Origin of the sequence: Arthrobacter sp. zg-Y877 (assembly GCF_030373105.1) — a bacterium.
In the GTDB taxonomy this organism is placed as follows: Bacteria; Actinomycetota; Actinomycetes; order Actinomycetales; family Micrococcaceae; genus Arthrobacter_B.
In genome coordinates, this window is the sequence record NZ_JAUCPU010000004.1 from 37,268 (window position 1) to 52,771 (window position 15,504).

Annotated in this window: 7 protein-coding genes; 6 read left to right on the top strand and 1 reads right to left on the bottom strand. The window is 66.1% G+C overall.

The window, feature by feature from the left end:
* Positions 1 to 4 precede the first annotated feature (4 nt).
* The 3 genes from cysS (at position 5) to glgX (ending at position 4,679) form a co-directional block, all read left to right on the top strand.
* The gene (gene cysS, locus QNO03_RS10695) at positions 5 to 1,429 is read left to right on the top strand and encodes a cysteine--tRNA ligase (RefSeq protein WP_289603308.1); all 1,425 of its coding nucleotides are present in this window, start codon (positions 5 to 7) and stop codon (positions 1,427 to 1,429) included.
* Between the two features lie 81 nt (positions 1,430 to 1,510).
* A complete protein-coding gene (gene rlmB / locus QNO03_RS10700) occupies positions 1,511 to 2,515 on the top strand; it encodes a 23S rRNA (guanosine(2251)-2'-O)-methyltransferase RlmB (protein ID WP_289603309.1) in 1,005 nt (334 codons plus the stop codon).
* A 34-nt stretch (positions 2,516 to 2,549) separates the two neighbouring features.
* Positions 2,550 to 4,679, top strand: a complete 2,130-nt coding sequence (gene glgX / locus QNO03_RS10705; RefSeq protein WP_289603310.1) for a glycogen debranching protein GlgX — start codon at positions 2,550 to 2,552, stop codon at positions 4,677 to 4,679.
* A 66-nt stretch (positions 4,680 to 4,745) separates the two neighbouring features.
* Here glgX and glgP read toward each other — a convergent pair whose 3' ends face one another.
* A complete protein-coding gene (gene glgP, locus QNO03_RS10710) occupies positions 4,746 to 7,370 on the bottom strand; it encodes an alpha-glucan family phosphorylase (protein WP_229950867.1) in 2,625 nt (874 codons plus the stop codon).
* A gap of 169 nt (positions 7,371 to 7,539) precedes the next feature.
* Between glgP and QNO03_RS10715 the strand changes: the two genes are divergently transcribed.
* From QNO03_RS10715 to glgB, 3 genes are read left to right on the top strand one after another with little or no spacing between them, the layout of a single operon-like run.
* On the top strand, positions 7,540 to 9,591 hold the full coding sequence (locus QNO03_RS10715) for an alpha-1,4-glucan--maltose-1-phosphate maltosyltransferase (protein WP_289603311.1): 2,052 nt from the start codon (positions 7,540 to 7,542) through the stop codon (positions 9,589 to 9,591).
* A complete protein-coding gene (gene treS / locus QNO03_RS10720; protein ID WP_229950862.1) occupies positions 9,591 to 11,360 on the top strand; it encodes a maltose alpha-D-glucosyltransferase in 1,770 nt (589 codons plus the stop codon). The genes QNO03_RS10715 and treS overlap by 1 nt, the downstream gene beginning before the upstream one ends.
* Entirely contained in the window at positions 11,357 to 15,085 is a 3,729-nt protein-coding gene (glgB, locus tag QNO03_RS10725) for a 1,4-alpha-glucan branching protein GlgB (protein WP_289603312.1), read from the top strand. Before treS ends, glgB begins: the two co-directional genes overlap by 4 nt.
* The last annotated feature ends 419 nt before the right edge of the window (positions 15,086 to 15,504 follow it).

The following is a 15,504-nucleotide window of genomic DNA, read 5'->3' on the forward strand; positions in this document are numbered from 1 at the left end:
AGCAGTGAGCTTGAGATTCTATGACACGGCAACAGCGCAGGTCCGGGACTTCGTTCCCCTGGTGGAAGGCAAGGCCAGCCTCTACTACTGCGGTGCCACCGTGCAGGGGCTCCCGCACGTAGGGCACATCCGCTCCGCCATCGCCTTCGACCAGCTCACCCGCTGGCTGCGCTACCGCGGACTGCAGGTTACCGTGGTGCGCAATGTGACGGATATTGACGACAAGATCCTGGCCAAGGCAGCCGATTCCGTGGGCGCCGAGCCGGCCCCCGGCGTCGTTCCGGACGAACCGTGGTGGGCACTGGCGTACCGCTTCGAGCAGGAATTCGCCAAGGCCTATGACACCCTCGGGGTCCAGCGGCCCACCTACGAACCGCGCGCCACGGGCCACATACCGGAGATGCACGCGCTTATTACAGCCCTGATCGAGCGCGGGCATGCCTACCCGGCCCTGGACGATTCCGGCGACGTGTACTTCGATGTCCGGTCCTGGCAGAAGTATGGTTCGCTGACCCGGCAGAACATCGACGACATGCAGGCAGCGCCCGACGCCGGCCCGCGCGGCAAACGCGATCCCCGGGACTTCGCGCTCTGGAAGGGTTCCAAGCCCGGCGAGCCGGAGACGGCGTCCTGGGACAGCCCCTGGGGCCGCGGCCGGCCAGGCTGGCACCTGGAGTGCTCGGCCATGGTCACCAAATACCTCGGCACCGAGTTCGACATCCACGGCGGCGGCCTGGACCTGCGCTTCCCGCACCATGAGAACGAGATGGCCCAGTCCCAGGCCGCCGGCCACGGGTTCGCTAACTTCTGGATGCACAACGGCATGGTCACCTTCGAGGGCGAGAAGATGTCCAAGTCGATCGGCAACACCATCAGCCCGACCGAAATGCTGGAACAGGCCAGCCCCCGCGTGGTCCGGTATTACCTGGGCCAGGCCCATTACCGCTCGGTGCTGGACTACCGCCCCACGTCCCTGCAGGAGGCCGCGTCCGCCGTCGAGCGGATTGACGGGTTCATTTCCAAAGCTGCAGCGAAGGCCGACGCCGGGCCGGCCTCGGTGCCGGAGGCTTTCGGGGCCGCCATGGATGATGACCTGAATGTTCCGCAGGCGCTGGCCGTGCTGCACGAAACCGTACGGGCAGGCAATACGGCACTGGCCGCCGGCGATCCGGAGACGGTGCGGCGCGCACTGGGTGAGGTACGGGCGATGACCGCCGTCCTGGGCCTGGATGACGCACGGGACGCCGCGGCACAGGCCGGCCCGGCGGACGCCGCACTGGACGCCCTGGTGCAGGACCGCCTGGCCGAGCGGAACGCTGCGCGGGCCGCCAAGGACTGGGCCCGCGCCGACGCGATCCGCGACGCGCTGGCCGCTTCCGGCATCACCGTGGAGGACGGCGCGGACGGCGTGAGCTGGAGCCTCGCCTGAGTCTGGCGGCCTTGTCAGCCAACCGGTCCGCGGACTGCGTAAACTGGAAGTGAATGCTTTCTTCTAGTAAAGGTGTAACCGATGGCCAACAATGGACGTCCCGGCGCAATGCGCAAAGCCAAGAAGGGCCCCAGCGGCGGTACCGGAGGGCTCGGCCGCAAGGCCCTCGAGGGCAAGGGCCCCACACCCAAGGCTGAAGAGCGCCCGTACCACAAGGCGTTTAAGAACAAGCAGCTTGCCGAGCGCTCCGCGGCCAAACGCGGCGACGCCAAGCGCGGCGATGCCCGGGCCGGCGGCCGCAGCGGCACCAACGTCCGCGGCAAGGTAGCCGAGGAAGTCGTCACCGGCCGTAACTCCGTCGTGGAGGCACTGCGTGCCGGCATCCCGGCCAAGGCACTGCACGTTGCCGTCCGCATCGACATGGATGACCGAGTCCGTGAATCGCTGAAGATTGCGGCTGAGCGCGGTCTGCCGGTGATGGAAACGCACAAGCCGGAACTGGACCGCATGACCAACGAGGCCGTGCACCAGGGCCTGGTCCTGCAGATCCCGCCGTACGAGTACGCCGATCCCACGGATCTGGCCTCCGAGACCCTTGAGGCCTGGAAAAAGGGCCACATCCGCAACGCGCCGCTCTTCGTTGCCCTCGACGGGATCACCGATCCGCGCAACCTCGGCGCCATTATCCGGTCCGCCTCGGCCTTCAGCGCACACGGCGTGATTGTGCCGGAACGCCGCGCCGTAGGCGTCACCGCTTCGGCCTGGAAGACCAGCGCCGGCGCTGCTGTGCGCGTCCCCGTCGCCCGGGCAGGCAACCTGAACAACACGCTGAAAACGTTCAAGAAGATGGGCATCTTTGTCCTCGGGCTGGACGGCGACGGCGATGTCTCGCTTCCCTCGATCGTGCTGGCCAAGGAACCGATCTGCATTGTGGTCGGCTCCGAGGACAAGGGGCTGTCCCGCCTGGTCCGTGAGAACTGCGACCAGATTGTCTCCATCCCGATCGACTCGGCCATGGAGTCCCTGAACGCCTCCATGGCCGTGGGCATCACCCTGTACGAAATCTCCCGGCAGCGCTCCTCCTAGTCCGGACCGGGGCTCCCGGCAGCAAAGGGCGTACATGGCACACGTGATCACCGGAACCACCGCGGGCAGCACCTCGAAGCGGGACTCGCGGCCCCTGCCCCTGGGCGTCCGGCACACCGTCCCCGGTGTGCCGGAGGTCCCGGATGCGGTCAACGTGTCCGTGTACGCCCCGGGGCTGCCCGGCGTGGACGTGTATTACGAAGCCGCACCCGGCAGCTGGTCCATGGCGCCGCTCACGGACACCGTCCTGGGCATCCACCATGCCCGGGTGTACGGGCTGCGGCACGGGTGCCGCTACGGTTTCTGGCCGCGGGGCCGGGAGCTCTCCGCGGAGCCGGGCAGCTTCCAGCTGCTGTTGGACCCGTATGGGCGCGGCATCGAACAGGCTGATGGTCCGGACGGCAGCCCGGTCTATTTTTCCGTGTACACGGGCCGGGACTTTGACTGGGGCAACGTGCGCCGCCCGCACATCCCCTGGCGGGACACCGTCATTTACGAGGCCCATGTCCGGGGTCAGACCATGCTGCACCCCGGTATCCCCGAGGAACTGCGCGGAACCTATGCGGGGATGGGCCACCCGGCCATGGTCCAGTACCTGCTGGAGCTGGGGATCACCGCCGTCGAACTGCTGCCGGTGCACTTCCACGCCGACGAAGCGCACCTGCAGGAACTGGGGCTGGCAAACTACTGGGGCTACAACACCCTCGGGTTCTTCGCACCACAGGACACCTACGCCACCCGCGCCTCCCGCGAAGCCGGAGCCCAGGCCGTGCAGGATGAACTCAAGGGGATGGTGAAGTCCCTTCACGCGGCCGGCATCGAAGTCCTGCTGGACGTGGTGTACAACCACACGGCCGAGGGCAAGTCCGACCAGCCCGCGCTGAGCTGGCGGGGCCTGGGGGATGAGACTTACTATCGCCACGGACCGGACGGCGCCTACGAAGACACCACCGGCTGCGGCAACAGTCTCGATTTCAGCGAACCCCGGGTCATCCAGCTGGCCCTGGACTCACTGCGCTACTGGGTGCAGGAATACCAGGTGGACGGTTTCCGCTTCGATCTAGCTCCTACGCTGTGCCGTGATGCGGACGGGCGGTTCAACCCACGGCACCCCTTCCTCGTGGCCGTGGCAGCGGACGCGGTCCTCCAGGACGTGAAACTGATCGCTGAACCCTGGGATGTGGGACCGGACGGCTGGCAGACCGGCCGCTTCCCGCAGGGCTGGGCCGACTGGAACGACCACTTCCGCGACATTGTGCGGGACTTCTGGCTCCGCGGCCAGGCCGACGCCGCGGCAGGACGGGAGGGCGGGTCGCTGGCCCGGCTCGCCGGCGCCCTGGCCGGTTCCGCCGAACTGTTCGCCGGCTCCGGCCGGACACCGCTGGCTTCAATCAACTTCATCACCGCCCATGACGGCTTCACGCTCGCCGACCTGACGATGTTCGAACGCAAGCACAACGAGGCCAACGGTGAAGAAAACCGGGACGGCACCGGAGAGAACCGCAGCTACAACCACGGTGTGGAGGGCCCCACGGAGGACGGACGGGTCGGCGCTGCACGGGCCCTGACCGCGCGGAACCTGATGGCCACCCTCACCATGTCGCTGGGCGTGCCGATGCTCACGGCCGGTGACGAGATAGGCCGCACCCAGCGCGGCAACAACAACGCGTACTGCCAGGACAGCGAACTCTCCTGGCTGCACTGGGACCTCGACGACGACGCCCGGCGGATGCTCTCCACCACACGCGAACTGCTGCGCCTGCGCCGCGAATACCTGGCCAGCCAGCCCTACCGCTTCCCGGCCGACCGCCGGCATTCCTTCCTCCTCTGGTTCGATCCGGACGGAAAGCCCATGACCCCCGAGCAGTGGAGTGACCCGGGCAACCGGCTCGTGCAGGTGCTGGTCGGTTCCGGCGACGGCTCCCTGAACGGGCTGATCGTCCTGAACGGAGGCCTGTCCGACGTCGAGATCCGGCTTCCCGACGCGGCGGCAGTCCGCAGTGCTGATTATGCTAACGAGTTCACATCGGTGCCGGGTGCATCCTCGGGTTATGAACTGGTCTTCTCCACTGCTGAGGGTATGGAGGAACACCGGGGACTGCTGCGTACTGCGGGGGACACCGCTACCGCTCCGGCCAACTCCATCAGCCTCTACCGCGCCTGAGCGGTTCCGCGAACGCGGGTTAGGCGGGGAAGCGGCCAATCCGCTCCGGAATGCCCGGCGCGGCCCTCACGCGTTGGCGATGAGCCCCAACTCCGCCTTCGACGCCAGCCCCGGGTGGTTCGGCAGTACCCGGACGGTGTAGCCGAACGGTCCGGCCTGCTCGATGCGGATGGTTCCGCGGAACAGGTGCCGTCCGGACCCCAGGTCCTCCGCGGGTGTCAGCTCCTGGATGCGGGGCTCGCTGATCCGGTCATTCTCGGTCACCATGCCGTACGCAGCCTCCACGCTCACGTCACCTGGCCGCAGGGAGCCGAGGGACACATAGGCCTGGACGGTGAGGGTGTCGCCGATCTGCGGGTTCTCGCTTACGCCCACGGAGTCCACGTTTTCAACCTGCACGGTGGACCAGCCGTCCCGCACCCGTGTGATCCACAGGGCGAGCTCCCTCGCGGCTGTGTACCCGTCCGCGGACATGGCCCGGCCGGAGGAGCTGGCGGGCCGGTACAGCCGGTTCACGTAGTCCTTGAGCATCCGTGAGGCGGAGACGTTCGGCCCCAGGTCCGCGAGGGTGTGCTTGACCATTTCCAGCCATTCGTGCGGCAGGGCATCCGCCGGCGGTGCGGACGGTCCGGCCGCCCCGGCATCGGCCGGTGGTTCGGTGCCGTAGAACAGCGGTGCAACCGCGTTCTCCAGCAGGTCATACAGCGCCGCTGCCTCAATGTCGTCCCGCTGGTCGGCGTTGTAGACCTCGCGCGTGCGGGTGCCCTTGCTCGGATTGGCGGAGGGAATGGCCCAGCCGTTGTTGCCGTCGTACATCTCATCCCACCACCCGTCGAGGATGGAGAGGTTGAGCCCGCCGTTAATGGCGGACTTCATACCGGAGGTACCCGAGGCTTCCAGCGGACGCAGCGGATTGTTCAGCCACACGTCGCAGCCGGGGAACAGGGTGCGCGCCATTGCAATGTCGTAGTTGGGCAGGAACACGATGCGGTGGCGCACGGCCGGGTCATCCGTGAAGCGGACCAGGTCCTGGATCATCTTCTTGCCCTGCTCATCCGCGGGGTGCGACTTTCCAGCCACCACCACCTGGATGGGCCGGGTGGGATGCAGCAGCAGCGCCTTGAGCCGGTCCGGGTCGCGCAGCATCAGGGTCAGCCGCTTATAGGTGGGCACCCGGCGGGCAAACCCGATGGTCAGGACATCCGGATCCAGCACATTCTCGGTCCAGGCCAGCTCCGCATCAGAGGCGCCGCGCCGGCGCCAGGCACGCTTCACGCGGCGCCGGACGTCCTTCACCAGATTGCTGCGCAGCCTCCGCCGCAGGTCCCACAGATCCTTGTCGTCAATCTCATAGGCCCTGCCCCAGTCGCGGTCATGCACGGTGGCCAGACCGAACTTCTCGCTGGCAAGAGCAGTGACTTCCGGGTCAATCCACGTGGGGACATGGACGCCGTTGGTCACCGAGGTAATGGGTACCTCGGACACATCGAAGCCGGGCCACAGGCCGGAGAACATTTCCCGGGAGACTTCGCCGTGCAGCTTGGCCACGCCGTTGGCCCGCTGGGCAAGCCGCAGTCCCATGACGGCCATATTGAACTTGTCCGGGTCGCCGCCTTCGTAGTTCTCCGCGCCGAGGGCCAGGATCTTGTCGGTGGGGACGGACTGGGCCAGGCCGGCAGTAAAGAAATGCCGGATCTGCGTCTGCTCGAAACGGTCAATACCGGCCGGTACCGGGGTGTGCGTCGTGAACACCGTCGAGGCGCGGGAAACAGTCAGCGCTTCCTCCCAGGTCATCCCCTGGTCCATCAGTTCACGGATCCGCTCCACGCCCAGGAACCCGGCGTGCCCTTCGTTGCTGTGGAAGACCTCCGCCGCGGGCGCCCCGGTCAGCCGCTGGTGGACCCGCAGCGCCTTGACGCCGCCCATGCCCAGCAGCAGTTCCTGCTGCAGCCGGTGGTCCCCTCCTCCGCCGTACAACCGGTCCGTGATGCCGCGGGCTGCGTCGTCGTTCCCCATCACGTCCGAATCCAGCAGGAGCAACGGGACGCGCCCGACGTCGGCGCGCCAGATGTGTGCCGAGAGCTGGCGGTTGTCCGGAAGCGGCAGAGTGATTTTCGCCGGTGTGCCGTCTTCCTCACGCAGCAGGGTCAGCGGCAGCCCGTTGGGGTCCAGCACGGGGTAGGTCTCCAGCTGCCAACCATCGCGGGACAGGGCCTGCTTGAAGTAGCCGGCCTTGTAGAGCAGTCCCACCGCCACGAGGGGAATGCCCAGATCGGAAGCCGCCTTGAGGTGGTCGCCGGCGAGGATGCCCAGACCGCCGGAGTACTGCGGCAGGACGGCGCTGATGCCGTACTCGGGGGAGAAGTAGGCAATCGCTGCCGGTGCGTCCTCTCCCTGGCGCTGGTACCAGCGGGGTTCGTTGAGGTACCGGTCCAGATCGGCACCCAGGTCGGAGATCACGGAGACCAGGTGCTCATCCTGGGCTATGCGCTCGAGCTTGTCCCGGCTCACGCTGCCCAGCAGCTTTACCGGGTCTCCACCGCTGGACCGCCAGGCTGCAGGGTCGAGGCTCTCGAACAACCTGAGGGTCGGCTGGTGCCAGGACCAGCGCAGATTGGCTGCCAGGCGTCCCAGAGGGGCGATGCTGGGCGGGAGGACAGTGCGGACGGTGAACCTGCGGATTGCCTTCACCCCGGTCACGCTAGCGCACTCAGGAGCGGCGTAAACCGAAATGGCAGACAAATATGCAGGTAATCGGCGAAGAGCTTGAAAACAGGGCCAAACGGTTGCGGACCTGCGCCGATACCGTAAAAGTACGTTGCCTTAGCATTCTGTCCGAATTCTCGATAACGTCTAGTCTGTGACCATATCCAGCGCGTTGACACCAGAAGACCTGCCCTCGAAGGATCTCCGGTTTGGCCGGATCCCGATCACCAATGTGTCCCCCGTCGTGGAGTACGGGCGATTCCCTGCAAAAGCCGTCCCCGGCGAAGACCTCGTAATCGGGGCCACGGTCTTCCGTGAGGGGCATGACCTGGTCGGCGCCAGTGCCGTCCTCTACGACCCCGAAGGCAACGTCGTCACCCGCAGCCGGATGCATCCGGTGGGTATGGGGCTGGACCGCTGGGAGGGCATGCTGCGTCCCGAGGCCACGGGGAACTGGAGCTTCGCCGTGGAGGGATGGGCAGACGTTTATGCCACCTGGCACCACAACGCCGAAGTAAAAATTGCCGCCGGCGTCGACGTCGAGCTGATGCTCACCGAAGGCATCGAACTGTTCGCCGCTGCTGCTGCCGCGCGCACCGGTGCTGACGCCGACGTGTTCCGCGCCGCTGCGGCAGCGCTCGCGGACGCCGGGCTGTCCGTGGATGAGCGCCTGGCCGCTGCCGGAACCGAGGCCATCACCGCGGTCCTGGACCGCGATCCCATCCGCGACCTGGTGACCAGCTCGGACCGCTTCCCCCTCCTCGTGGAGCGGGAGCTCGCAGGCCGCGGCGCCTGGTACGAATTCTTCCCCCGCTCCGAGGGCGCGGAATTCAATCCCGCCACGCGGGAATGGACCTCCGGAACGTTCCGCACTGCCGCCCGCAGCCTGCAGCGCGTTGCCGACATGAAATTCGACGTCATCTACCTTCCGCCGGTGCATCCGATCGGCACCACGCACCGTAAGGGCCCGAACAACACCCTGGTCGCCGGACCGCAGGATCCCGGCTCGCCGTGGGCCATCGGCGCCCCCGAAGGCGGCCACGACGCGATCCACCCCGATCTGGGCACCTTCGAGGACTTTGACGCGTTCGTGGACACCGCCCGGGAGCTGGGGCTGGAGGTCGCCATCGACCTTGCCCTGCAGGCCTCCCCGGACCACCCGTGGGTCGCCAGCCATCCGGAATGGTTCACCACCCGTGTGGACGGTTCGATTGCCTACGCGGAGAACCCCCCGAAGAAGTACCAGGACATCTATCCCCTGAACTTCGACAACGACTACGCCGGCCTGTCACAGGAGATCCTGCGGATTGTGCGGCTGTGGATCAGCCACGGCGTCCGGATCTTCCGGGTCGACAACCCGCACACCAAGCCGCTGCGGTTCTGGGAATGGCTGATCGGCACGGTTAACGAAGAGCACCCGGACGTGATCTTCCTCGCTGAGGCGTTCACCCGGCCGCCCATGATGCACGCGCTGGCCAAGGCGGGATTCCAGCAGTCCTACAGCTACTTCACCTGGCGGAACACCCGGGAGGAGATCGAGGAGTACTTCACCGAGGTGTCGGGGGAGTCTTCGGCATTCTTCCGTCCGAACTTCTTTGTGAACACCCCGGACATCCTTACGGAGTTCCTGCAGTACGGCGGCCCCGGTGCCTTCAAGATCCGTTCCGTGCTGGCAGCGACCGGCAGCCCGCTGTGGGGCGTCTACGCCGGCTTCGAACTGTTCGAGCACGTCGCCCGCCCGGGCGCCGAAGAGTACATCGACAACGAGAAGTTCGAGTACAAGCAGCGGGACTTCACCGCTGCGGAAGCCGAAGGCCGCAGCCTCGCTCCCTACATCACGCGGCTGAATGAAATCCGCCGCATGCACCCCGCCTTGGGGGACCTTGAAAACCTCACGGTGCACTCCAGCACCGATGGGTCAACCGTGGTCTACTCCAAGCACAAACAGACCCGCCCCGGCGATCCGTCCAGCAAGGACACACTCATTATTGTGGTTAACGTGGACCCCCACAGCGCCCGCGAATCCACTGTCACTCTCGACCTCGATGCGCTTCACCTCGCCCCGCAGGATTTGAACGAAGACGGCACCTTCTGGGTGGATGACCTGATCAGCGGCCAAAGCTGGCGCTGGGGAACCCACAACTACGTCCGCCTGGACGCCCACTTTGAACCCGCGCACATCCTGTCAGTTCGGAGGAACTCCTAGTGCCCAACCCGTTTCAACTGCACGCACCCGGCTTGACCAATGATCCGCATTGGTACCGCAAAGCCGTTTTCTATGAGGTACTCGTCCGCGGCTTCGCAGACGCCAACGGAGACGGATCGGGTGACTTCAGCGGCCTGATCGAGAAGCTGGACTACCTGCAGTGGCTGGGCATCGACTGCCTGTGGCTGCCGCCGTTCTTCAAGTCGCCCCTGCGCGACGGCGGCTATGACATCTCGGACTACTACGACGTCCTGGACGAATTCGGCACCATCAGCGACTTCAAGCGCCTGGTCGCCGAAGCACACGCCCGCGGACTGCGCGTCATTATCGACCTTCCCCTGAACCACACCTCGGACAAGCACCCGTGGTTCGAGGAATCCCGCAGCGACCCGGACGGCCCCTACGGCGACTTCTACGTCTGGTCGGACACCGACCAGAAGTACGAAGACGCACGGATCATCTTCGTGGACACGGAAGAATCCAACTGGTCCTTCGACCCCGTCCGCCGGCAGTTCTTCTGGCACCGGTTCTTCAGCCACCAGCCGGACCTCAACTTTGAGAACCCCAAGGTCGTCGAGGCGATCTTCGACGTCGTCCGCTTCTGGCTGGACCAGGGCATTGACGGCTTCCGGGCCGACGCCATTCCGTACCTCTTTGAAGAGGACGGCACCAACTGCGAGAACCTGCCCGCCACGCACCGGTTCCTCAAGGACCTGCGCACCATGGTCGACGAGAACTACCCGGGCCGCGTCATCGTCGCCGAGGCGAACCAGATGCCGCACGAAGTGGTCGAGTACTTCGGTGACGAGACCGGCGACGAATGCCACATGTGCTTCCACTTCCCGATCATGCCCCGGCTGTTCTACGCACTGCGGGACCAGAAGGCCGCACCGATCATCCAGACCATGGAAGAGACTCCGGAAATTCCGCCGGGTGCGCAGTGGGGCACCTTCCTGCGCAACCATGACGAGCTGACGCTGGAAATGGTCACCAACGAGGAACGCCAGGCCATGCTCGGCTGGTACGCCCCGGATTCGCGCATGCGCGCCAACGTCGGCATCCGCCGCCGGCTGGCTCCGCTGCTGGATAACTCCCGGTCCGAAATCGAACTGATCCACGCCATGCTGCTGGCCCTGCCGGGCAGCCCGTTCCTCTATTACGGGGACGAGCTGGGCATGGGTGACAACATCTGGCTGGAGGACCGGGATTCCTCCCGTACGCCCATGCAGTGGAACCCGGACCGCAACGCCGGGTTCTCCACCGCTGATCCGGGCAAGCTGTACCTGCCCGTGGTGCAGTCGCTGGTTTACCACTACAACCACGTCAACGTGGAAGCGCAGCTGGCCAGCTCCAGCTCGCTGCTGCACTGGATCCGGCAGATGATCATGGTCCGCCGTGCCCACCCGGCCTTCGGCCTGGGTTCCTACCGCAATGTGCCCACCGACGCCGAGGCCGCACTGGCCTTCGTGCGGGAACTGCCGGACAACAACCCGGAGGGTGAGGTGGGTGAGACGGTGCTGTGTATCTTCAACCTCTCGCAGCACCCGATCTCCGCGTCCATGAAGCTGCCGGAGTTCGCTAACCGCGGGCTGCGGGACGCCTTCGGCGGCACGCTCTTCCCCACCATCGGAGAAGACGGCTCCCTGACGCTGACCCTGGGCAGCCACGACTTCTACTGGCTGCGCCTGCGGTCCGCGAAGTCGGATACCTCATCACCGCAGACCGAGGCCATCCCGATGATCCCGATCTCGGAAGCCGTGCGGAAATGAGCCAGCTGACTCCGTCGCTGCCGGACATCCTCACCGCCTGGCTTCCCGGCCAGCGCTGGTTCCCGGCGAAGGGCCGTGAAGTCGTGCTGGAAAGGGTCGGCGGGATCCGGCTCGAGGACCCGGCCGGCCAGGTTGGGCTGGAGGTCCACCTCATCGCCGTCGTCTCGGGGGAGCGCCGGGACGTCATCAGCGTTCCGGTCAGTTACCGCACCGAACCGGCACCCGAACTGGAGGCCGCTTTGCTGGGCCGGGCGCAGGACGGCGACCTGGGGGAGAGGTGGCTCTATGACGCCACCGCCGACCCGGTGTTCGTCACTGCCTGGCTGGAACTGATGCGGTCACAGGCCTCGTCCGTGGACGGGCATACGCACGGCTTCGCGCTGGACGGCTTCGCCGACTGGAAGCCGTTCCTGGCGCCGCTGCCCACCAAGGTACTCAAGGGCGAGCAGTCCAATACTTCAGTGATTGTGCAGGCACCGGAAGCACCGCTGATCGTGAAGTTCTACCGGGTGGTTGCCGCCGGCGAGAGCCCCGACGTCGAGGTCAGCGCACGGCTGACCGAAGTGGGGTCGGTTGACGTTCCCGCCACGTACGGCTGGGTCACCGGCAGCTGGACGGATCCCGCATCCGGGGAGCAGCTGCTGACCGGACACCTGTCCGTACTGCGGGAATTCTTCCCCGGCAGTGAAGACGCCTGGCGGACCGCGTCCGCGGCCGCACTGGAAGGCCGGGACTTCACGGCGGAGGCCGAGGAACTCGGTGCCGCCACCGGCCGCATCCACCAGCAGCTGGCGGCCGCGTTCGGCAGCAGGGCTCCCAGCCCGGCGGAACGCACCGAATTCCTGGATTCGCTCACCTCGAGGATCCGGTGGGCGTGGTCCGAAGCGCGGGACACCGTCGGCGGGTCCGACGACGCCGTGGAGTACCTGCTCGAGCAGGTCAACAACCTCCAGACCCTTCCCAACCTGCAGCGCATCCATGCCGACTACCACCTCGGCCAGGTGCTGCGCGTACCGGACCGGGGCTGGATCGTCCTCGACTTCGAGGGTGAGCCGCTGCGCCCCGCCGCGGAACGAAGCGTTCCGGATGCGCCGCTGCGCGACGTCGTCGGCATGCTCCGCTCAATCGACTACGCCGCCGGCGTCGCGCTGATCGACGGCGCCAACGCTGCGGAGGACTCAGAGGACGACTCGGAGGAGGCACGCGGGCAGCGGAACGAAGCGGCCTACAAGTGGGCCGCGTCCGCCGCGGACGCCTTCCTCCGCGGCTACGAAAAGGAAACCGGTACTGCGATTAACCGCAGCGACCCCCTGTTCCTGGCCCTGTGGCTGGACAAGGCGCTGTATGAAGTTGTCTACGAGATTCGAAACCGTCCGCGCTGGATCAGCGTGCCAGCTGCTGCCGCCCGCCATATCCTGGCCAAGGCAGAGCAGGCACGCCGCGCAGACGACAGCCAGGAAGAGAGCACAGTGAATAAGCACCGCAAGTCGCCGGCAGTATCCGCCGCCGCAGAGCCCAAGGTGCCCGTCGAACGCGTCTCCACCGATCCGGTCCCGGTTCCCCAGGATGTACTGCAGGCCGTGTCGGAAGGCACGTACTACCAGCCCCACTCCGTCCTCGGCGCTCACTTGGATGATGCCGGAACAGTCACCATCCGCACGCTGCGCCCGCTGGCACGCGAAGTTGTGGCAGTAACGCCCGCAGGCCGGGTGCCGCTGCGGCACGAGTACAACGGCATCTGGGTGGGCACCCTGCCGGCCCAGACCCCCGGCGCGGTTCCGGATTACCGGGTGGAGGTAACCTACGACGGCGGGGAGCCCCAGCTGTTCGATGATCCGTACCGGTTCCTGCCCTCACTGGGCGAGATCGATCTGTACCTGATCGGCGAAGGCCGGCACGAAAACCTGTGGACCGTCCTCGGCGCCAATCTGCACCACTACGACTCCGTGCTGGGGAACATCTCCGGCGTCAGCTTTGCCGTGTGGGCCCCCAACGCACAGGCCGTCCGCGTGATGGGTGACTTCAACGCCTGGAACGGCACCATCAACGCGATGCGTTCCCTCGGCGGGTCAGGCGTCTGGGAACTGTTCATTCCCGGCGTGGAGCCCGGCGCCCGCTACAAGTTCGAAATCCTCGGCAGCGACGGCGTGTGGCGCGAGAAGGCCGACCCCATGGCCAAGGGCACCGAGGTGCCCCCGCTGACCGGCTCACGCGTGGTCGAGTCGACCTACGAATTCGGCGACAGCGAGTGGATGGAAGCCCGGGCCGCCCGGGATCCGCACAACGCTCCGATGAGCGTGTACGAGGTACACCTGGGTTCCTGGCGGCTGGGACTGAACTACCGCGAGATGGCTGACCAGCTGGCCGAGTACGTCCAGTGGCAGGGATTCACCCACGTGGAACTGATGCCCGTGGCCGAGCATCCCTTCGGCGGGTCCTGGGGCTACCAGGTCACCTCCTACTTCGCGCCCACCGCCCGGTTCGGACATCCGGACGAATTCCGTTACCTCGTGGACCGGCTGCACCAGGCCGGCATCGGCGTGATTCTGGACTGGGTTCCGGCCCACTTCCCCAAGGACCCCTGGGCCCTGGCGGAGTTCGACGGCCAGACGCTCTACGAGCACGGCGACCCGCTCCGCGGAGAGCAGCTTGACTGGGGAACTCTGGTCTTCGATTTTGGCCGCCGTGAAGTACGCAACTTCCTCGTCGCCAACGCCGTCTACTGGCTGGAGGAGTTCCACGTTGACGGGCTCCGGGTGGATGCCGTGGCGTCCATGCTTTACCTCGACTACTCGCGGCCCGAAGGCCAGTGGCGCCCCAATATCTACGGGGGCCGCGAAAACCTGGAAGCCATCTCCTTCCTGCAGGAAGTCAACGCGACCGCCTACAAGCGGGTCCCCGGCATCGTGATGATCGCCGAGGAATCCACCGCTTTCCCGGGCGTCACGCGTCCGACCAGCTCGGGCGGGCTCGGGTTCGGGCTCAAATGGAACATGGGCTGGATGCACGACACCCTCCAGTACATGTCCGAAGACCCGATCAACCGCGTCTACCACCACGCCCAGCTGACCTTCTCCCTGGTCTACGCGTACACGGAGAACTTCCTGCTGCCCATCAGCCACGACGAAGTTGTGCACGGCAAGGGCTCCCTGCTGCGCAAGATGCCGGGCGACCGGTGGCAGCAGCTGGCGAACCTGCGCGCCTACCTTGCGTTCCAGTGGGCGCACCCGGGCAAGCAGCTGATCTTCATGGGCACGGAGTTCGGCCAGGAAGCGGAATGGTCCGAGCAGTACGGACTGGACTGGTACCTGACGGACACCCCGCAGCATAAGGGTGTCCAGCTGATGGTGAAGCAGCTCAACGAGATCTACCGCAGCACTCCGGCACTGTCCGCCCGGGACAACGAGCCGGCGGGCTTCCAATGGATCAATGAGAACGACGGCGCCCGCAACATCCTCTCGTTCATCCGGTGGGACCACCAGGGCAACCCGGTGGTGTGTGTCGCGAACTTCGCGGGAGCGCCGCACCAGGACTTCCGGCTCGGAATGCCGTGGGCCGGTGAATGGGTGGAAGCGCTGAACACCGATGCTGCCGAGTTCGGCGGTTCCGGGGTAGGGAACCTGGGTGGAGTGCAGGCGGTCGAAGGTGCCTGCAACGGCCAGCCGGCGTCTGCAACCCTCACCGTTCCTCCGCTTGGCGTGCTGTACCTGGTCCCCAAGCCGTAACGTGTCCGGCCCGGGCTCCTTGGAGCCCGGGCCGTGCAGGGTGCACACCTCCGGCAAAACCGTGCTAGAGTTAATACCCGCGCTGATCGAGGGAATCGAGCTTCTGGACATTGGACCAGGAGACCGGATCCCCGGGTTTCAACCTTCAGCCGTGAGTCCGGGAACCACGTTCCCGCCGGTCCGCCGGAAGGGCAAACGGCCAAATTGACACCCACCGGAAAGCGCGGCTAAGATAGAAAAGTTGCTCCGGAGCGACGCAGAGCTTGATCCCTTGAGGATCGCCTGCTGGTGCCGGAAGCAGTCTGTTGTTTGAGAACTCAATAGTGTGCCAAGTTTATTGATACCAATTTATTTATATTGATTGGTTGAACAGGCCGTTTCCGCCCACCCCGTGGGTATGGGACGGTTTTTTTAGCCGG

Excerpts from the sequence above, each read along its gene's own strand:
- rlmB (WP_289603309.1), top strand. The coding sequence starts at position 1,511 with ATGGCCAACAATGGACGTCCCGGCGCAATGCGCAAAGCCAAGAAGGGC.
- glgX (WP_289603310.1), top strand. The coding sequence starts at position 2,550 with ATGGCACACGTGATCACCGGAACCACCGCGGGCAGCACCTCGAAGCGG.
- glgB (WP_289603312.1), top strand. The coding sequence starts at position 11,357 with ATGAGCCAGCTGACTCCGTCGCTGCCGGACATCCTCACCGCCTGGCTT.